This is a genomic window from Bradyrhizobium erythrophlei (assembly GCF_042430365.1).
GTDB lineage: Bacteria > Pseudomonadota > Alphaproteobacteria > Rhizobiales > Xanthobacteraceae > Bradyrhizobium > Bradyrhizobium erythrophlei.
This window is the reverse complement of record NZ_JBHMET010000154.1, coordinates 117,362-135,037: the sequence shown is the minus strand read 5'-3', so window position 1 is coordinate 135,037 and position 17,676 is coordinate 117,362. Positions and strand designations below refer to the sequence as shown.

Sequence of the window (17,676 nt, the reverse complement as noted above, 5' to 3'; positions counted from 1 at the left end):
GGAAAACGCGGTTACCTGACCGCCCTTCAACTGCCCCAGCGTGACAAAAATCCGCGCCAGCCGCCGGCCTGGGCCTTGGGCGGGCCGATTTGTTCCGCGAATTCGTCGCGAATGCCGTCCTCATCGACCCCGGGGTCGTCAGGGGCTCGAATGATGGGAATGACCGCCGGAATCGGCGCCGCGGCCGGCTTGGCGAGGTCGGCCCGGGCCCGGAACAGGGGTGCCGGCGCGGGAGGCGCTGATTCGGCAGGAGGAGCCGGCGCGTCGGGAACCGGCTGAGCGTCGACGGCAGCCGGCGGGGCATTGTCCTGGGCCGCGGGCGCCGCTGATCCGGCCGGGTGCATCTCGACCGGGTTGGCTTCGACCGGCTCAACGGGCTTGGCGGGAGGTGGCGGATCGGTTGCCACTTCCTTCGGCGGCTCGACCCGGCGCGGGGCCAGCATCGCCTCCTCGAACGGCGACGGCTCGATTGCGCTGGCCTTGTCGGACGGCAGCGCGGCAACCGGCGTCTGCCATTGGAAGGCGTCGAGCCGGCCGGTGACCGGCGAGACCGGGCGCCAGCGGTCCGAGACATAGCCGTCCGCGGTCCAGACCGGATCGTGCAGCGCGCGCACCGCGCGCAAGGTCCAGGCTCGCGCCCGGCCGCTGTCGCCATGCTCGGTGCGCTCGATCTCCGCCATCAGCAGCGCGACGCGCTGGGTCGGCGTCGCGATGAACGGCTCGAGCGCGGCGCGTGCCTTGGCAAACTCGGACGCATCGATCGCGGCGCGCGCGATCGCCAGCGCGCCCTCGATATGGCCTGATGTCTTGGCCGCCAGCGTCTCGACCCGCACCAGGCGCTGGCGCGCGGAATCGCCGAGCCGCACATGCGCATAGGCGTCGGCGAGATCGGGATGCGGCTGCGCCAGCCAGGCAGCTTCGACGATCCGCATCGCGCGGCGCACCTGGTGCGCCTCGCTCTCGAATTTGCTCGCGAGCACCGCCGCCGGGATCAATGTCGGCGAAAGCTTGATCGCCTCCATCGCGCTATCGCGAGCGAGATCCCGATCGACATTTTCCAGCTCCATTGCGCGCGCCGTCAGCAGCACGCCGCGCTGCCGTCGATAGGTCGCCTTGTCGATCAGGCCCGAGCTCTGGTTGTTGTCGAGGATCGACAGCGCGCCGGCCCAATCGCCCTTGGCGCAGCAGAAGCCGAGCACGGCATGCGAGGCCCATGACGAGGACGGCGCCAGCTTCAGCGCTTCCTCCGCGATCATCACGGCAGCCACTGGATCATCGGCGCGCTGCGCTTCGATGAACAGGCCGCGCAGGCCGAGCAGCCGCGTGTCCTCGCGCTCCGCCATCGCACGGAAGGCGCGTTGCGCGCCGGCGCGATCGCCGTCGAGCTGCGCCGATTGCGCGTGCAGCAACAGCGTCAGCGGATCGTGGCCGGCATGGCGCCGCGCCACCTCGGCATGCTCGCGGGCGGCCGACGAATCGCCGTGGCCGATCGCGAGCAGGCCTTGCGTGATGGCGTGGCGGCCCCGCGCGTGGCGCCGCTCGCGCCTGCCACGGCGGATGCGCCTAGGCACATTCCACACCGCCCACAGGATCGCCCCGACAAACATTGCAGCCAAGACGACAATACCGAGCAGAAGCATTGGCTGCTTGGACGTCAGACGCAAGCCGCCCCATGACATCACGAGATCGCCAGGCTGATCGACCACCCAGGCCGCGCCCGCCGCAGCGAGCGCGATCAGCAGCAGAAACAGAATGATGCGGATCATCAAGGACCTATTGATTGACCGAGGCGAGCGACGCCATCGCAGCGTCGGCGAATTTGCGGGAGGCGGCAAGCGCGGCCCTGCGCGCCTCCACCTTGTCGATCCAGCCCTGCGCGGCCGTCCGATCGGACGCCGGCAGCGACTTCAACTCACGCTCGGCCAATGCGAGATCGTTGTGCAGGGCGGCCGTGGTGACGCGCGCAACGATGCTGCCGCGATCGGTGCCTGTGGCATCGGTCCGTTCGATGCGGACGAGCTTGGACGCGCCGGCCTGCAGGCGATCGACGAGGCCCGCGCCGGTTGTCGCCGCCTCTGGCGGCGGCGGTGCAAGCTTTGGCACGATCTCGAGCAATTCGCGGCAGAGCGCATTCGGGTTCGGCACACCGGATGCGGCGAAGGCCTCGAGCGGCTTGAGCTTGTCGGCGTCGTCGGCGAGCGCCTTGGCCGCGGCGAGCGCGGAGACGAAGGGATCGCCATGGCGGACCGCGACGTCGAGCAGCGATGCCGCCACCACGCGGCGCAGCGGCGCGTCATCGGAGGGTTTCGCATCGGCCTTGCTGTCCGCGATCTTGCTGTCCTGCTTCGCGATCTCGGCGTTCTGCGCCTTCACGGCGCTCTCGATCTTCTCGATGCGCGCCGTGATGCCCGACAGATCCGGCGCCGCGGCGCCGCCGCTGGGCGCCGCCTTCACCTCGTTGATCGCTGCGGCAAGCTTGTCCGATTGCGAGCGCGTGCCGGCAAGTTCGCTGCGCAGTGCCGCGATCGATTTATCAAGCGCGTCGAGCCGCGCCGCTGTGGCAGGATCGCCCGCTTGTGCAGCGGGCTTGCCGAGCTTCTGCTCGAGGCCGGCGACGCGCGCGGTGAGATCGTCGATCGCGGCGGCATTGAGCTGGGGCGCGGGCGCGGATGCCGGCGGCACCGCAGGCCAGCCGAGCAGCCAGCCGACACCGATCACGAGCGCCGCAGCCACCGCACCCGATACCGGCGCGACCACCCAGGGCGAGACCGGCCGTGACGGCTCCGTGGCGGCTGCCGCCGGGACGGGTTCGGGGGCTGGCTCTGGCTCCGGCGCAGCCTCGGGCTCGGTCGTTTCGACGGATGGTTTGGCCGCCTCGGCCGAGGCGGACGCCTCGCTCGAGACATCGGTGGCCTGAAGCTCGATGGTCGGCGGCGCGCGCTTGGGCCGGGCGGAATCCGGCGATGGTCCAGTGTCCTCAGGCCTGTCTTCAACCATCGCGGGGGTCCTCAAACTAGTCGCGGCACATTGTATCAGAATCGGCCCGGGTTCTTAGAGCACGAAACAAGGCATTGGCTAACACCATGTTCAAACGAAGGAATCATGCGCGTCAGGACCGCAAGGTGCGGCTGAGCGCATCCAGCAGGGCGTTTTCGTCCGTCGACGCCGCCACCACCACGTGGGAGGCGCCCGCATCGTGGAGGACGGCGGCGACCGACGCTGAAATGCAGCATTGCGGCAGCGCCAAGGCCGAAATCTCGACGCCGCCGGCCCGCGCCGCCGCCAGGAAGGCCCGCGCGCTGCGGCGAGAATAATGCAGCACCGCCGTGATCTCGTTCGCCATGAACGCGTCGCAGATCTCGCGCGGAAAGCTTTCGACCGGCGCCATCCGGTAGGTGGTGTGGGTGACGACCGCAAATCCCTTCTCGCCCAACTCGCCCGCAAGGTCGCGCGAAAGATCGGCGCCGGCGAGGTAAAGCAGGGTCGCCGCTTTCCTCAACTGCCCCGCCTTGACGCGCGCGACGATGAGATCGCGTAGCGCGCCGGCGTCGCCCTTGGCCGCGATCACCGCGCCGAAGCCGGCGATGCGCGCGGCGTCGGCGCTGTGGGCCCCGACCGCGAACACCGGCAGTGCGAGCAACCGGCTGCCGGCGAGATCGATCGCGCGCAGCGCATTGGCGCTGGTCACGATGACGCCGTCATATTCAGCCTCGGAATCGTCATGAAACGGCAGCGGCTCGAAACGCAGCATCGGGGCTGATAGCGCGGCAAAGCCTCGCGCGTGCAGACTGGCCAGCGTTGCTTCATTGTCGTGATGCGGACGGGTGACGAGGACGGCCACGGTCAGGGCTCCAGCCGCACGAAATGGGGGTTCGCTACCGATTGCACTTTGAGACCTCGCAATGCTACGTCGGGAGCATGTCTCAAGCGATAGCACAAGGGCCGAAATTGGGTAACGAACCACCGATGCTGGTGTTGGGGATCGAGACCACCTGCGATGAAACCGCAGCCGCCGTGGTCGAGCGCCAGGCCGACGGGTCGGGGCGGATCCTCTCCAACATCGTGCGCTCGCAGACCGACGAGCACGCCCGTTTCGGCGGCGTGGTGCCGGAGATCGCGGCGCGCGCCCATGTCGACCTGCTCGACGGCATCGTCGCGAGCGCAATGAAGGAGGCCGGCACAGGCTACGCGCAATTGTCGGCGGTCGCCGCAGCCGCCGGGCCCGGCCTGATCGGCGGGGTGATCGTCGGACTGACCACCGCGAAGGCGATCGCGATGGTGCACAACACGCCGCTGATCGCGGTGAACCATCTCGAGGCGCATGCGTTGACGCCGCGGCTGACCTGCGCGCTGGCGTTTCCCTACTGCCTGTTCCTGGCCTCCGGCGGCCACACCCAGATCGTCGCCGTGGTCGGCGTCGGCGAATATGTGCGCCTCGGCACCACGGTTGACGATGCGATGGGCGAAGCCTTCGACAAGGTCGCCAAGATGCTCTCGCTGCCCTATCCGGGCGGGCCGCAGGTCGAACGCGCGGCCGAGGGCGGCGACGCCAAGCGCTTTGCGTTTCCGCGCCCGATGCTCGGCCGGCCGGACGCCAATTTCTCGCTGTCGGGACTGAAGACCGCGGTTCGCAACGAAGCAAGCCGGCTGACGCCGCTGGAGCCGCAGGACATCAGCGATCTCTGCGCGAGCTTCCAGGCTGCGGTGCTGGAATCGACCGAGGATCGCCTGAGCGTCGGGCTGAAATTGTTTCAGGAGCGGTTCGGTGCGCCGCGGGCGCTGGTCGCGGCCGGCGGTGTTGCCGCCAACCACGCCATCCGCGGTGCGTTGCAGGATGTCGCGGCCAGGGCACAGACCACGTTGATCATCCCGCCGCCGGCGCTCTGCACCGACAATGGCGCGATGATCGCCTGGGCCGGCGCCGAGCGGATGGCGATCGGCCTGACCGATACGATGGATGCGCCGCCGCGCGCCCGCTGGCTGCTCGATGCCAACGCCAAGGCGCCGGCCGGCTTCGCCAACAGCCGCGCTGCGTATTAACTCACGGTACCGCCGATGCCCGCGCAAATGTCAGTCAGCGTGATCGGAGCCGGTGCCTGGGGCACGGCGCTGGCCGGTGTCGCGGCGCGCGCCGGACGCAGCGTCACGCTGTATGCGCGCAATCCCGAGCATGCGGCGCTGATCGAGGCGACGCGCGTCAATCCGAGGCTGGCCGGCGTGCGGCTCGATCCCGGCATCACCGTGACCTCTGATATCGCGGCCGCCGCACGCGCGGAATTGATCCTGGCCGCGACGCCCGCGCAGCATTTGCGCGGCGCCGTCAGTCACCTTGCACCGCATGTCGCATCGGGCACGCCCGTGATCGCCTGCGCCAAGGGCATCGAGCACGGCACGCACAAATTCATGACCGAGGTGATCGCTGAAGCGGCACCGCAGGCGACGCCCGCCATCCTGTCGGGGCCGAGCTTCGCCGACGACGTCGCCCGCGGGCTGCCGACCGCGGTGACGCTCGCTGCCAAGGATGAAGCGCTCGCGGGCCGCCTGGTGCAGGCGCTGGGTTCGGCGACCTTCCGGCCCTATCACACGACCGACGTGCGCGGCGTCGAGATCGGCGGCGCGGCAAAGAACGTGCTGGCGATCGCTGCCGGCATCGTCGAGGGCCGCCAGCTCGGTGCCTCCGCGCTAGCCGCGCTGACCACGCGCGGCTTCAGCGAGCTCGCCCGACTGGGCCGTGCCTGCGGCGCGCGCGCCGAAACGCTGTCGGGACTCTCCGGGCTTGGCGATCTCATCCTGAGCTGCTCGACCGCGCAATCGCGCAATTTCGCGCTCGGCATCGCGCTCGGCCGCGGCGAAGCGGCCCCCAGCGGCAAGCTCGCCGAAGGCGCCTTCACCGCGCCGGTGCTGGTCGAGCTGGCCGCTTCGCGCAACGTCGACATGCCGGTCTCGCAGGCGGTGGCGGCGATCCTTGGCGGCAAGCTGACCGTCGATGCCGCGATCGAGGGCCTGCTGACGCGGCCGTTCAAGGCGGAAGAGTAGTTACCGCGACGATCAACCCGCGGTCACGAAGTTGACGAGATCCTGCAGCCCAGACCCGATCCCGTCAGGCACCACGCCAAGCTCCTCGACGGGCGCACTCGCGCGATTGACCCAGAAGGTCGGATAGCCGAACCATTTCGCGCCGGCGGCGTCCCACCCGGCGAATGCAGCAAACACAATCTCCTCCTTGCGCACGCCGAACGCGTCGAGCCCCATCTGATAGGCGCGGGCATCCGGCTTGAAGGCCTGAACCTTGTCGGTGCTGAGGTGATCCTCCAACAGACCTTCAAGCCCGGAATTCCTGATCGCCGCATCCAGCATTGGTGCGGTGAAGTTCGACAGGAACGCCAGGCGCAGGCCGGCGTCGCGCAATTGCCTGAGCGCCGCCGACACGTCGGGCCACGCCTTCAATTCGAGGTACGTCTGCATCAAGCGGTCGCGCTGCTCCGGCGACAGCTCGATCTTCATCGATCTGGCCGCGAACATCAGCGCCTCCTCGGTGACGCGCCAGAAGTCGGCGTAGCGGCCGCCAAGCGTCCTGAGCCAGCTGTATTCGAACTGCCGCGTGCGCCAGGAGGCGCTCAGCTCCGCACCCTTGCCCGGAAACATCTCCTCCACGCGCGCAAATACGGGACGCGGGTCGATGATCGGAAAGCCGTCGAAGGCGATCGCCTTGAATGACGGGCGGCCTGCCGCGTGCGCCCGATCGGGCAGCACCAAAGCTGCGGCAGCACCCGCTGCAGCCAAGGCCGTAAACGTCCGGCGATTGAGAAGCATGTCGTTTCCTCGCATTGCGAGACGCGAGCGTTCACACAATTGCGTTTTGGCACAATCGCCAGAAATCAGCAGAGATCATTCCACATTTCAGAAGAATGCGAGGGAGGCGTTCATGGACCGGCTCGATGAGCTCAGGCTTTTCCTTGCGATCGTCGACAGCGGCAACTTTGCGGCCGGCGGCCGCAGGTTCGCCCGCTCGCCGTCGTCGACGACGCGCATTGTCGGCGAGCTGGAAAGGCGCCTCGGCACACGGCTCTTGCACCGGACCACGCGAAAATTGTCGCTGACCGATGCCGGCACGCGGCTTGCAGAGCAGGCGCGCCGGCTGCTCGCCGATTATGACGACGCGATCGATGACGCGATCGGAGAGGCCGCGAGCCTGCGCGGCTGTCGGCGCCGACGTTGTTCGGCAGCCGGCATATCGCGCCGCTGGCGCAGGAGTTCCTCGAATTCCACCCCGATATCACGCTGCATCTCGCCCTGGAGGATCGGCTCGTCGACCTGATCGACGAGCGCATCGACATCGCGCTGCGGATCGGCCATCTCGCGGACTCCTCGCTGGTCGCGCGGCGTGTCGGTGATGTCAGGCGTATTGCCGTCGCCAGTCCGGATTATCTGCGACGCCACGGCCGGCCGCGAACGCCCGGCGATCTCGCGCGGCATCACGCCGTAACCTTCGTCAATCAGGCGAACCCCGCCGCGTGGACCTTTCAGCGCAAGCCGCACGGCCCGATCAAGGTCAGGGTTGCGAGCCGCATCGAGGTCAATCGCGCCGAGGCCGCAATTAGACTGGCGCGTGACGGCATGGGACTGACGCGCGTGCTGTCGTACCAGGTCGCACGCGAGCTTGCCGAGGGATCGCTGGTCCGCCTGCTCAGGAGCTACGAGCTCGCGCCCCTCCCGGTCCAGCTGGTCTATCCCAGCGCGCGCCTTTTGGCGCCGCGTGTCCGCGCATTCCTGGACTTTGCCGCCGCCAGGATTCCGCAGATGGCGTTCAATCGCCTATGATGGGTGAGCGTTCGCGCTTGACGGCACGGGCGTCCGCGTCGAGATAATGCGCGCGGAAATGAAGTGGGTGGCGACATGAATTACTGGCTGGTGAAATCCGAACCGTCCGTCTGGTCGTGGGACCAACAGGTGGCGAAGGGCGCAAAGGGAGAGGCCTGGACCGGCGTGCGCAACTTCACGGCGCGGCAAAACCTCGTGAACATGAAGAAGGGCGACAAGGCCTTCTTCTATCATTCCAACGAGGGCAAGGAGATCGTCGGTATCGCGGAGGTCATCAAAGAGGCCTATCCGGACCCAACCGACAAGACCGGCAAGTTCGTCTGCGTCGACATCAAGGCCGACAAGCCGCTGAAGACGGCGGTGACGATGGTCGCGATCAAGGCAGACAAGAAGCTCGCCGACATGGCGCTGGTGAAATATTCGCGGCTCTCGGTGCAGCCGGTCACGGCCGAGGAATGGAAGATGGTCTGCAAGATGGGCGGACTTTGATGTCGTCCCGGCCTAGTGCGCAATTGCGCACTAGGCCGGGACGACCCCGGTTGAAAAAGCGAGGCTTACGCCCCCGCCGCCGTCACCACCTGCGCCAGCAACTGCTCGCGCTTGGACTGGGTGCGGTAGCCCTTCATCGTCGCCGCGAAACGTTCGAGGATGCCGTCCTCGAAGGCGGTGACGATGGTGTCGTGGACGTAGCTCTTGCGGCAGATCGCAGGCGTGTTGGAGAGCTGGTCGGCCGCGGCGCGGATCGCGTCCAGCACCTGGCGCTTGCGGCCGCGCTCGCTGGTGGCCGGCGTGATGCGCGACAGCGACTCCACGACGACGGCGGATGCCATCAGCGTGCGAAAATCCTTCAGCGAGATCTTGATGCCGGCGATTTCGCGCAGGAACGCGTTCACCGCCGTGGTCGAGGCGGCGCGCACGACACCGGAGCGATCGTAATACTGGAACATGCGCTTGCCCGGCACGGTACGCAGAATGCCGATCGCGCGCACCAGCTTGGCCGCATCGCATTCCTTGCGCACGGCCTTGCCGCCCTTGGCCTTGAAGGTCAGCACCAGACTGTCGTCTTCCAGCGTGACGTTGGACTTGAGCAGCGTGGTAGCGCCGCGGGTGCCGTTGAGGCGCGCATAGGATTCGTTGCCGGGACGGATCGCGGTGCGCGCGATCAGTTCGATCACGGCCGAGAGCGCGAATTCGCGCGTCGGCTCGTCGCCGGACAGAAACGCCGAAACCTTGCGCCGGATTTTCGGCAGCGCCGCCACCAGCTTGGCGAGGCGATGCGCCTTGCGCTGCTCGCGAACCTTCTCCCAGTCCGCGTGATAGCGGTATTGCAGCCTGCCGGCGGCATCACGGCCGACCGCCTGCAGATGCGAGCTCGGATCGCTGGAATAACGCACGTGGCGATAGGCCGGCGGAACCGCCATCGAATGGAGTCTGCGGATCGTACGGGCATCGCGGATGTGCGAACCGTTGGCGCGAACGAATGAATAGCTCTTGCCGCGCTTGACGCGGCGAATGGTCAGCTCGTTCTGGTCGCCGAGCCGGAGGCCCAAGTCGCGCGCAAGCTCCTCGACCGAGGTCTTGACGGCGGCAGGAGCGGCGATCTTGGCACTGATCTTGGACTTTGCCGGCGGCTGCTTCGGCCACTGACCCAGCGCCTTCGCGAGGGCAACAGCAGGATCGGCGGAAACGAGCCGTGCAGCCTCGATGTTCTGCTGATCCATCATCTCTGTCAGACGCCCTGCTGTTCCTGTTCTCCCGGCAATGCCGATTGTTTTGGCTTGGTTCCGGTTGGGCCGTCCGGCCCCGGGGAGGCGATTTAGGGGGTCTCGGCCGACATTGCGAGTCGCGAATCAGTCAGCAACGGTCTCTAATTACCTTTCATAGGTGCCATTCGCCCGATAACGTTGATGTTAGCCTGCGCCACGACGCGAAAATGGCGGTTAAGCCGCCGCGCAGCGACGGTGGGCCGCGGGGATCAGCGGGTGCAATGTCGCTCAGGCGGGGCCTTACTAGGTCAGAGGTCGTGCCCCTTCTTGCGCAGCTCCTCGACGATCCGCTGCCGCATGTCCGCGGCCACCGACTGGCCGAACTTCTGGCCAGCGAGCAGGGACTGCTGGGTCACGGCCGGGGTCTTCTCGAGGAATTTCTGGCCGATCGGGCTCTTGTAGAAGGCGATCAGGGCGCGCAGCTCCTCGGGAGTGAAATTACTCGCATAGATGATCGCAACCGCTTCCGACAACTCGCTGAACCGCGCCTGAAACCCCTCGAGCAGGATCGGCATCAACGCATCGTAGTCGCGATCGATGTTGCTGCGGCCCTGAACAATCGCGGGCTTGAGGCCCTTGATGATCGAGGGCATCAGCGCCTTGAACTGGTCGACGAGATGGATGGTGGTCACGAGTTCTTTCGCCGTGGCGAGCGCCTCGGGTGATGGCGCAGGGGCCGCCGACTGGCCGCGGGCCGCCGGCGCCGAGATCGACATCACTACGACCAAGAGACCGATGACGCGGAGCAGGCGATAGAGCATAGATGTCTCTCGTCGATGCGTTGCGGTAAATGGTCTTACCATATGCAGGAGCCGACAGGACGGATCCGACGGTTCTTGCGCGACAAAAGTGGCAGTCCTTTTTCCTTGCCCGGCTGGAATGCCGCAACGCATAATCCGTGGCAATGATCAAGACGGCTTGCCACCGCGCGGTCAGCGATCGGCCAAGAGTGGAGGAAATATATGTCCGAGAAGATTTATGACGTGACGGCCGATTGGGCCAAACGCGCCTATGTCGATGACGCCAAATATCGCGAAATGTACGCGCGTTCGGTCTCCGACCCCAACGGCTTCTGGGGCGAGCACGGCAAGCGGATCGACTGGATCAAGCCCTTCACCAAGGTCGAGAACGCCTCCTTCGCGCCTGGCAACATCTCGATCAAATGGTTCGAGGACGGCGTGTTGAATGTCGCCTGGAACTGCATTGACCGCCACCTGGACAAGCGCGGTGACCAGACGGCGATCATCTGGGAGGGCGACGATCCCTCCGAGTCCAAGCATATCACCTACCGCCAGCTGCACGACGAAGTCTGCAAGATGGCCAACATCCTGCGCACGCGGAACGTCAAGAAGGGTGACCGCGTCACGATCTACCTGCCGATGATTCCGGAAGCCGCCTACGCGATGCTGGCCTGCGCGCGGATCGGCGCCATTCATTCGGTGGTGTTCGGCGGCTTCTCGCCCGACAGCCTTGCCCAGCGCATCAACGACTGCCAATCGAAAGTGATCATCACCGCTGATGAAGGCCTGCGCGGCGGCAAGAAGGTGCCGCTGAAGGCTAATGTCGATGCAGCGCTTGAGAAGACCGGCGACGTCGACTGGGTCATCGTGGTCAAGCGCACCGGTGCCGCCGTCGACATGAAACCCTCGCGCGACTTCTGGTATCACGACGCGGCCAAGGTGGTGACGACGGAATGCCCGGCGGAGCATATGCACGCGGAGGATCCGCTATTTATCCTCTATACGTCAGGCTCGACCGGCCAGCCCAAGGGCGTGCTGCACACCTCGGCCGGCTATCTCGTCTACGCGGCGATGACGCATCAATACGTCTTCGACTATCACGACGGCGACATCTACTGGTGCACCGCCGACGTCGGCTGGGTCACCGGCCACAGCTACATCCTCTATGGGCCGCTCGCCAACGGCGCGACCACGCTGATGTTCGAGGGCGTGCCGAACTACCCCGACAATTCCCGGTTCTGGCAGGTCATCGACAAGCACAAGGTCAACACCTTCTACACCGCGCCGACCGCGATCCGCGCGCTGATGCAGGGCGGCGACGGGCCAGTGAAGAAGACCTCGCGCAAGTCGCTGCGGCTGCTCGGCACCGTCGGCGAGCCGATCAATCCGGAGGCGTGGGAGTGGTATTACCACGTGGTTGGCGACGGCGGCTGCCCGATCGTCGACACCTGGTGGCAGACTGAGACCGGCGGCATTTTGATCACGCCGCTGCCGGGCGCGACCAAGCTCAAGCCGGGATCGGCGACGCGGCCGTTCTTCGGCGTGGTGCCTGAGATCGTCGACGCCGACGGCAAGACGCTGGACGGCGAGACCTCGGGCAATCTCTGTCTCACGCGCTCCTGGCCGGGCATGATGCGCACGGTCTATGGCGATCACCCACGCTTCGAGCAGACCTATTTCACGACCTACAAGGGCAAGTACTTCACCGGCGACGGCTGCCGCCGCGACGCCGACGGCTATTACTGGATCACCGGCCGCGTCGACGACGTCATCAACGTCTCCGGCCACCGCATGGGCACCGCCGAGGTCGAGAGCTCGCTGGTCGCGCATGAGGCGGTATCGGAAGCCGCCGTGGTCGGCTATCCCCACGACATCAAGGGCCAGGGCATCTACGCCTATGTCACGCTGATGAAGGGCACCGAGCCGACGGAAGCGCTGCGCAAGGAGCTGGTCGCCTGGGTCCGCAAGGACATCGGCCCGATCGCTTCCCCCGACCTGATCCAGTTCGCGCCCGGCCTGCCGAAGACGCGATCCGGCAAGATCATGCGCCGCATCCTGCGCAAGATCGCCGAGGACGAACCTTCGAGCCTCGGCGACACCTCGACGCTTGCCGATCCCGCCGTGGTCGACGATCTCGTGCAGAACCGGCAGAACAAGAAGGGAGCGCCGGCGTAAAGGTCGCCGGCAACATCCGGAAACCGGTGAAAGGCCGCGCGCGATCATCGCCGCGGCCTTTGGATTTCACGGGATTGGCCGTTTCACGGGATTGTCAGAGACGTGGCGCCGCCGGGGCGCGTTTGTGGCCAAGTGTTGTTTTCAAGTCATTTACTTTAAGTCGAACATTTCCTTTGTTCCCCCCATCAAGAGGCGTCTCGCGACCCGGTTGGAAAGCAGCCGGTTAAGACACGCGGTTAACATTGCGTGCGTGAGACCGGCGAGCCCGGCTTTTCAGGGGTTTGCACCTTCGTTTTTGAAGCTCCGCAAGGAGCTGTTGGGACGTGGAGAGGTTGATGTCGTTGAGGATTGCGGTGGCGCTGGCTGCCACCATCGGGGCGGGCGTGTTGATGTCATCTGCGGCCGAAGCGCGGCCGGAAGTGGTCGGCCTTCGCGCTGACAATTACTCGCCGGGCACCATCGTCGTGAAGACCAACGAGCGGCGGCTTTATCTCATTCTCGATTCCGGCCACGCGATGCGTTACCCGGTCGGCGTCGGCAAATCCGGCAAGCAGTGGGCCGGCACGACCCGGATCGACGGCAAATATCGCAACCCTGCCTGGTCGCCGCCCGCCGAAGTGAAGCGCGACGTACCGAGCATGCCGAACGTGATCCCCGGCGGCTCACCGCACAATCCGATGGGCGTTGCCGCGATGACGCTCTCCGGCGGCGAATATGCCATCCACGGCACCAACAGGCCGGGCTCGGTCGGCGGCTTCGTGTCCTACGGCTGCATCCGCATGCTGAACGACGACATCAGCGATCTCTACTCGCGGGTGTCGGTCGGCACGACCGTCGTCGTGACCCGCTGACCGCGTTCAAGATCTCTTGAAAAAGCCGCGCAATCAGCGCGGCTTTTTTATTGCACTCCGCTCAACGCGCGGCGTTGGCGCACCAGCCGGCGCGGTGTCCGCCATTGTAGGCGCGCGCATGACCGGCGGCGAGCAGTGCGGCCGAAACATTCTCGGTCTTCCGGGTCACAACGTCGGCGACAACCCGCCCCTGATATTTGTCGGGGCCGATATTGTAGATCGCCACATCGCCTTGGCCGAGCAGGTCGCGCAACGCGACGGTGGCCGCTTCGGCCATCTGCAGCTCCTGCGGACATGATGCCTTCAGCTCCGGTGCGTCGATGCCGCGCAGGCGGACCCGCGTGGTGAGGTCGACCCCGGGCCACAGATGGACCCGCGCCTCGAATGTATCGCCATCGATCGTCCTGATGACGTCGACCGGATGCCGCACGTCAGGAGCACCGGCGCGCTTCCAGACCACATCCGCATCCTGCGAGCGGCGATCAAATGAATGCTGCGGCCAATGCACCCAGTTCCGGATCGGCAGCATGGTGCCGGCCGCGACCCCGAGAACAAATACCCAAGGCAGCGCCCGCGAGAACCGGCGGCCCCAGCGCGACCGGCCGAACGGCGGTCGGCCCGACGCACGATAAGTATTTATTCTTTCATATGGGGACATATTCCCAGACTAGGGCTGAGTCGGGTCCGCGCGCAAGGCCTCAAAAGTCCGATGCGATGCCCTTGGTTTCCCAGTCGCCGTAGCGCGTCGGCTCCGGGCCCTTCGGCCCCTGGAATTCCTTCGGCCGCGCCGCGGCGTTCGCCTTGGCGCTGTCCTCAGCGGCCTTGCGGCGCGCTTCAGCCTCGGCGAGCGCGCGCTGCGCGGCCGGCCAAAGCGGCTTGCGCGGCGGGGGCGATGAGGAATCGTCAGTCATTGCAAAACTTTCCGGCGGTGGAATTCGTATTTCGGTGCGCACACACCGGCGGTATCACGATCGCGAAATCGCGCGGCACGATTCTTACATTTGGCATATTCGCATGCCAGAGGTGATTTTCGTTCACGGGCATGAGCCGAATGTAGTTCAGCACCTTCCGAGATATTCCTGCTCCATGCCTCCCTCAAGATTTGCAGTTCCCGCTGAAGTGCCCGGTCTCGCGGCGCGGCGCATCGCGGCCGACATTCTCGACGGCGTGCTGCACAAGCACCGCACGCTCGACGACCAGCTCGACGGTGCCGGCGCACATCCCGGCCTGAAATCGCTCGCCGATCGCGACCGCGCGCTGATGCGCCGTCTGGTATCGACCATCCTGCGCCGTCTCGGCACGCTGGGTCACGTGCTGTCGCGGCTGCTCGACCGCGGTATTCCGACCGATGCGCCGCGCGCGCAGAGCGCGCTGTTGATCGGCGCGGCGCAAATCCTCTGGATGGATGTGCCCGACCACGCGGCTGTCGATCTTTCGGTGCGGCTGGTGCAGTCGGACCGGCGCGCCGCGAAATATGCCGGGCTCGTCAACGCCGTGCTGCGCCGTTGCGCGCGCGAGGGTCAGGGGCTGATCGACGAGGTCAAGACGCAGACGCTCGATCTACCGCAATGGCTGATGACGCGCTGGATCACGCATTATGGCGAGGCCACCGCGCGCGACATGGCGCTCGCGCTCGGCCACGAGCCGTCGCTCGACCTCACGGTGAAATCAGACCCGGCGCAATGGGCGAGCCGCCTGCACGGCGAGACCTTGCCGACGGGAACCGTGCGCACGCTGCTGCAGGGTTCCGTGACCATGCTGCCGGGTTTCGCGGAAGGCCAATGGTGGGTGCAGGATGCCGCCGCGGCCCTGCCCGCGCGCCTGTTCGGCGACATCAAGGACAAGGCGATCGCCGATCTCTGCGCCGCGCCCGGCGGCAAGACCGCGCAGCTTGCGCTGGCGGGCGCGCGCGTCACCGCGGTCGACCGTTCGCCGGCGCGGATGGCGCGGCTGCGCGACAACCTCACGCGCCTTGGGCTGCAGGCCGAAAGCGTCGTGATCGATTCGGCCGAATGGGACGGCGCAGGCGAAGGCTTCGACGGCATCCTGGTCGATGCGCCCTGCACCTCGACCGGCACCATCCGTCGCCACCCCGACGTCGCCTGGCTGCGCCAGGAAGGTGACATCGGCGCCCTGTCGGGACTGCAGAAGCGCCTGCTGCAAAAGGCGGTCGCGTTGCTGAAGCCCGGCGGCACGCTGGTCTACTGCACCTGCTCGCTCGAGCCGGAAGAGGGCGAGCAGGCGATCGCGGCGCTGCTGGCGGGCGAATCGGGCCTGCGCCGTGCACCCGTTGAGAAGGACGAGGTCGCCGGCATCGACGGCATCATCACCGCCGACGGCGATTTGCGCACCCTGCCCTGCCATCTGCGCCACGCCGACCCCAGGCTCGGCGGGCTGGATGGATTTTACGCCGCCAGGCTGGTTAAATCCTGATTTTACACCAGAATTTTCCACGCTCGGCTGATTCGCAGGTTTTCAAGGTGGTGTGTTGCGGGCGTTTCCGGATTAAATAAGGATTCGCTGAAGATATCCTCCCCACAAGGTTAGACGTGTCGGTCGCTCAAAGCAGACGCATCTCGACGCTGATTGCCGGTCGCTTCGCGCGCAGCGTGATCGCGCGCGCCAGCGGCGGCACGGTGGCGCTGTCGCGGCTGTGGCCGGGCCGCACCGACCGCCTGATGATCGCCCCACACGATCTCAGAACCGCCGATGCCACCCGCGCCGCCGAGATCTATGCCGGCCGCTTCGTGTTCGCGGGAAAGATCGTCACCTGCCATGGCCGCTCGATCTTCGATCTCGAGCCGCCGTCGGAGGATTGGGAGGCGGCGCTGCTCGGCTTCGGCTGGCTGCGGCATCTGCGCGCCGCCGACACCGCGCTGACCCGCGCCAATGCGCGCTCGCTGGTCGACGATTGGATTTCTAACCAGGCGCGCAAGCGGCCGCTGGAGCGTCGCGCCGATGTGCGCGCGCGCCGCGTGATCTCGCTATTGTCGCAGGCGCCGCTGGTGCTCAGCGACACCGACGGCAAGTTCTATCGCAAATATCTGCGCGGGCTGGCGCGCGAGATCCGCTATCTGCGCTACTCCGCGCTCGACAATGACGGCGTGCCGCGGCTGCAGGTCCTGATCGCGCTGTGCTACGCCTCGCTGTGCCTCGCCAACCAGGCGCGCAACATCCGCTCCGCTTCGCGAAAGCTCTCCGACGAATTGCAGCGCCAGATCCTGCCCGATGGCGGCCACATCTCGCGCAATCCCGGCGCGCTGGTCGAACTGCTCAGCGACCTGCTGCCGCTGCGGCAGACCTTCGCCGCGAGGAATATCGCGCCGCCGCCGGCGCTGTTGAATGCGATCGACCGCATGATGCCGATGCTGCGCTTCTTCCGCCACGGCGACGGCAGCTTTGCGCTGTTCAACGGCATGAGCAGCGCGCCATCCGATCTGGTCGCGACATTGCTCGCCTATGACGACACCCACGGCGTGCCGATGGCGACCATGCCGCACACCGGCTTCCAGCGTCTCGACGCCGGCGCGACGACCATCATCATCGACACCGGCCAGCCGCCGCCGCCGAGCGTCAGCCAAGACGCGCATGCCGGCTGCCTGTCGTTCGAGTTCTCCTCCGGGGTGAGCCGCATCGTCGTCAATTGCGGCATGCCGACGACGGGCCGCGACAACTGGCGACCATTCGCGCGCTCCACCGCGGCGCATTCGACGCTGACCTATCACGACACATCGTCGTGCCAGTTCGTCGAGCTGTCGGCGATGAAGCGGCTGTTGCGCGGCGCGCCGATCACCAGCGGCCCCTCCAATGTCGAGAGCTACCGCGAGGCCATCAGCAACGGCGACGTCCTGACCACCTCGCATGACGGCTACCTCTCCCGCTTCGGCGTGATCCATCGCCGCGTGCTGATGGTGTCGCAGGACGGCACGCGCCTCGAAGGCGAGGATACGCTGTCGCCCCCCCAAGGAGGCCGCATCAAGGGCGGCGACGCCGACTTCGCGCTGCGCTTCCATCTGCATCCGTCGGTGAAGGCAAGCCGCCTGTCGGACGCGCGCGGCGTGATGCTGGTGCTGCCGAACCGCGACGTCTGGACCTTCGAGGCGCTCGACGACAAGGTCGACCTCGAGGACAGCGTGTTCCTGGCCGGCAATGACGGGCCGCGGCGCACCTCCCAGATCGCGATCCGGCAGGACGCGCGGCAGGCCTCCTCCGTGCGCTGGAGCTTCGTCCGCTCCTCGACCTCGGCTGCCGCCACCAACGCCCGGCGCAACGCCCGCCGCGAGCCGGAACTGCCGCTGTAAATTTGTGGCCAAACCGGCCCGT

General features: G+C 66.6%; 17 protein-coding genes. 9 read left to right on the top strand and 8 right to left on the bottom strand.

Annotation, left to right across the window (positions count from 1 at the left end):
- Window positions 1-26: 26 nt before the first annotated feature.
- The 3 genes from ACFFWD_RS24050 to ACFFWD_RS24040 form a co-directional block, all read right to left on the bottom strand.
- Window positions 27-1,766: a heme biosynthesis protein HemY gene (locus tag ACFFWD_RS24050; protein ID WP_376969204.1), complete on the bottom strand. Its 1,740-nt coding sequence runs from the start codon at window positions 1,764-1,766 to the stop codon at window positions 27-29.
- A 7-nt stretch (window positions 1,767-1,773) separates the two neighbouring features.
- Window positions 1,774-2,997, bottom strand: a complete 1,224-nt coding sequence (locus tag ACFFWD_RS24045; RefSeq protein ID WP_376969202.1) for a COG4223 family protein — start codon at window positions 2,995-2,997, stop codon at window positions 1,774-1,776.
- Between the two features lie 112 nt (window positions 2,998-3,109).
- Window positions 3,110-3,841: a uroporphyrinogen-III synthase gene (locus ACFFWD_RS24040; protein ID WP_376969200.1), complete on the bottom strand. Its 732-nt coding sequence runs from the start codon at window positions 3,839-3,841 to the stop codon at window positions 3,110-3,112.
- Between the two features lie 125 nt (window positions 3,842-3,966).
- On the opposite strand from ACFFWD_RS24040, the gene tsaD reads away from it, so the two are divergent.
- Both tsaD and ACFFWD_RS24030 read left to right on the top strand, forming a co-directional pair.
- Window positions 3,967-5,040 carry a tRNA (adenosine(37)-N6)-threonylcarbamoyltransferase complex transferase subunit TsaD gene (gene tsaD, locus ACFFWD_RS24035; RefSeq protein ID WP_376969198.1) on the top strand — a complete coding sequence of 358 codons (1,074 nt, stop codon included), beginning with the start codon at window positions 3,967-3,969 and terminating at the stop codon, window positions 5,038-5,040.
- A 15-nt stretch (window positions 5,041-5,055) separates the two neighbouring features.
- Window positions 5,056-6,036 (top strand): NAD(P)H-dependent glycerol-3-phosphate dehydrogenase, encoded by a 981-nt coding sequence (locus tag ACFFWD_RS24030; protein ID WP_376969196.1) that lies wholly within the window; start codon window positions 5,056-5,058, stop codon window positions 6,034-6,036.
- A 12-nt stretch (window positions 6,037-6,048) separates the two neighbouring features.
- Here ACFFWD_RS24030 and ACFFWD_RS24025 read toward each other — a convergent pair whose 3' ends face one another.
- Window positions 6,049-6,813, bottom strand: coding sequence for a haloacid dehalogenase type II (locus tag ACFFWD_RS24025; protein WP_376969194.1), 765 nt, complete (start codon window positions 6,811-6,813; stop codon window positions 6,049-6,051).
- Between the two features lie 112 nt (window positions 6,814-6,925).
- Between ACFFWD_RS24025 and ACFFWD_RS24020 the strand changes: the two genes are divergently transcribed.
- From ACFFWD_RS24020 to ACFFWD_RS24010, 3 genes are all read left to right on the top strand, one after another.
- Window positions 6,926-7,318: a LysR family transcriptional regulator gene (locus ACFFWD_RS24020; RefSeq protein ID WP_376969192.1), complete on the top strand. Its 393-nt coding sequence runs from the start codon at window positions 6,926-6,928 to the stop codon at window positions 7,316-7,318.
- Window positions 7,216-7,821: a LysR substrate-binding domain-containing protein gene (locus tag ACFFWD_RS24015; RefSeq protein ID WP_376969190.1), complete on the top strand. Its 606-nt coding sequence runs from the start codon at window positions 7,216-7,218 to the stop codon at window positions 7,819-7,821. Before ACFFWD_RS24020 ends, ACFFWD_RS24015 begins: the two co-directional genes overlap by 103 nt.
- A gap of 75 nt (window positions 7,822-7,896) precedes the next feature.
- Window positions 7,897-8,310, top strand: a complete 414-nt coding sequence (locus ACFFWD_RS24010; protein WP_376969188.1) for an EVE domain-containing protein — start codon at window positions 7,897-7,899, stop codon at window positions 8,308-8,310.
- 65 nt (window positions 8,311-8,375) lie between these two features.
- On the opposite strand, the gene ACFFWD_RS24005 is transcribed toward ACFFWD_RS24010, so the two are convergent.
- Entirely contained in the window at window positions 8,376-9,545 is a 1,170-nt protein-coding gene (locus tag ACFFWD_RS24005; RefSeq protein ID WP_376969186.1) for a DNA topoisomerase IB, read from the bottom strand.
- Between the two features lie 290 nt (window positions 9,546-9,835).
- Window positions 9,836-10,348, bottom strand: a complete 513-nt coding sequence (locus tag ACFFWD_RS24000; RefSeq protein WP_376969184.1) for a DUF2059 domain-containing protein — start codon at window positions 10,346-10,348, stop codon at window positions 9,836-9,838.
- A 201-nt stretch (window positions 10,349-10,549) separates the two neighbouring features.
- Between ACFFWD_RS24000 and acs the strand changes: the two genes are divergently transcribed.
- Together acs and ACFFWD_RS23990 are read left to right on the top strand one after the other, a co-directional pair.
- On the top strand, window positions 10,550-12,502 hold the full coding sequence (acs, locus tag ACFFWD_RS23995; RefSeq protein ID WP_376969182.1) for an acetate--CoA ligase: 1,953 nt from the start codon (window positions 10,550-10,552) through the stop codon (window positions 12,500-12,502).
- 335 nt (window positions 12,503-12,837) lie between these two features.
- On the top strand, window positions 12,838-13,353 hold the full coding sequence (locus tag ACFFWD_RS23990) for a L,D-transpeptidase (RefSeq protein WP_376969180.1): 516 nt from the start codon (window positions 12,838-12,840) through the stop codon (window positions 13,351-13,353).
- A gap of 61 nt (window positions 13,354-13,414) precedes the next feature.
- Here the strand turns inward: ACFFWD_RS23990 and ACFFWD_RS23985 are convergent, their stop codons facing one another.
- A complete protein-coding gene (locus ACFFWD_RS23985) occupies window positions 13,415-14,011 on the bottom strand; it encodes a thermonuclease family protein (protein ID WP_376969178.1) in 597 nt (198 codons plus the stop codon).
- Between the two features lie 40 nt (window positions 14,012-14,051).
- Window positions 14,052-14,264, bottom strand: coding sequence for a DUF1674 domain-containing protein (locus ACFFWD_RS23980; RefSeq protein ID WP_376969176.1), 213 nt, complete (start codon window positions 14,262-14,264; stop codon window positions 14,052-14,054).
- Window positions 14,265-14,439: 175 nt separating this feature from the next.
- Between ACFFWD_RS23980 and ACFFWD_RS23975 the strand changes: the two genes are divergently transcribed.
- Window positions 14,440-15,786: an RsmB/NOP family class I SAM-dependent RNA methyltransferase gene (locus ACFFWD_RS23975; protein WP_376969174.1), complete on the top strand. Its 1,347-nt coding sequence runs from the start codon at window positions 14,440-14,442 to the stop codon at window positions 15,784-15,786.
- A 116-nt stretch (window positions 15,787-15,902) separates the two neighbouring features.
- Window positions 15,903-17,654, top strand: coding sequence for a heparinase II/III family protein (locus ACFFWD_RS23970; protein WP_376969172.1), 1,752 nt, complete (start codon window positions 15,903-15,905; stop codon window positions 17,652-17,654).
- Window positions 17,655-17,676: the final 22 nt, after the last annotated feature.

Coding starts and splice junctions, on each gene's coding strand:
- ACFFWD_RS24050 (WP_376969204.1), bottom strand. CDS start 1,766: ATGATCCGCATCATTCTGTTTCTGCTGCTGATCGCGCTCGCTGCGGCG.
- ACFFWD_RS24045 (WP_376969202.1), bottom strand. CDS start 2,997: ATGGTTGAAGACAGGCCTGAGGACACTGGACCATCGCCGGATTCCGCC.
- tsaD (WP_376969198.1), top strand. CDS start 3,967: ATGCTGGTGTTGGGGATCGAGACCACCTGCGATGAAACCGCAGCCGCC.
- ACFFWD_RS24030 (WP_376969196.1), top strand. CDS start 5,056: ATGCCCGCGCAAATGTCAGTCAGCGTGATCGGAGCCGGTGCCTGGGGC.
- ACFFWD_RS24025 (WP_376969194.1), bottom strand. CDS start 6,813: ATGCTTCTCAATCGCCGGACGTTTACGGCCTTGGCTGCAGCGGGTGCT.
- ACFFWD_RS24020 (WP_376969192.1), top strand. CDS start 6,926: ATGGACCGGCTCGATGAGCTCAGGCTTTTCCTTGCGATCGTCGACAGC.
- ACFFWD_RS24010 (WP_376969188.1), top strand. CDS start 7,897: ATGAATTACTGGCTGGTGAAATCCGAACCGTCCGTCTGGTCGTGGGAC.
- ACFFWD_RS24005 (WP_376969186.1), bottom strand. CDS start 9,545: ATGATGGATCAGCAGAACATCGAGGCTGCACGGCTCGTTTCCGCCGAT.
- ACFFWD_RS24000 (WP_376969184.1), bottom strand. CDS start 10,348: ATGCTCTATCGCCTGCTCCGCGTCATCGGTCTCTTGGTCGTAGTGATG.
- acs (WP_376969182.1), top strand. CDS start 10,550: ATGTCCGAGAAGATTTATGACGTGACGGCCGATTGGGCCAAACGCGCC.
- ACFFWD_RS23990 (WP_376969180.1), top strand. CDS start 12,838: ATGTCGTTGAGGATTGCGGTGGCGCTGGCTGCCACCATCGGGGCGGGC.
- ACFFWD_RS23985 (WP_376969178.1), bottom strand. CDS start 14,011: ATGTCCCCATATGAAAGAATAAATACTTATCGTGCGTCGGGCCGACCG.
- ACFFWD_RS23980 (WP_376969176.1), bottom strand. CDS start 14,264: ATGACTGACGATTCCTCATCGCCCCCGCCGCGCAAGCCGCTTTGGCCG.
- ACFFWD_RS23975 (WP_376969174.1), top strand. CDS start 14,440: ATGCCTCCCTCAAGATTTGCAGTTCCCGCTGAAGTGCCCGGTCTCGCG.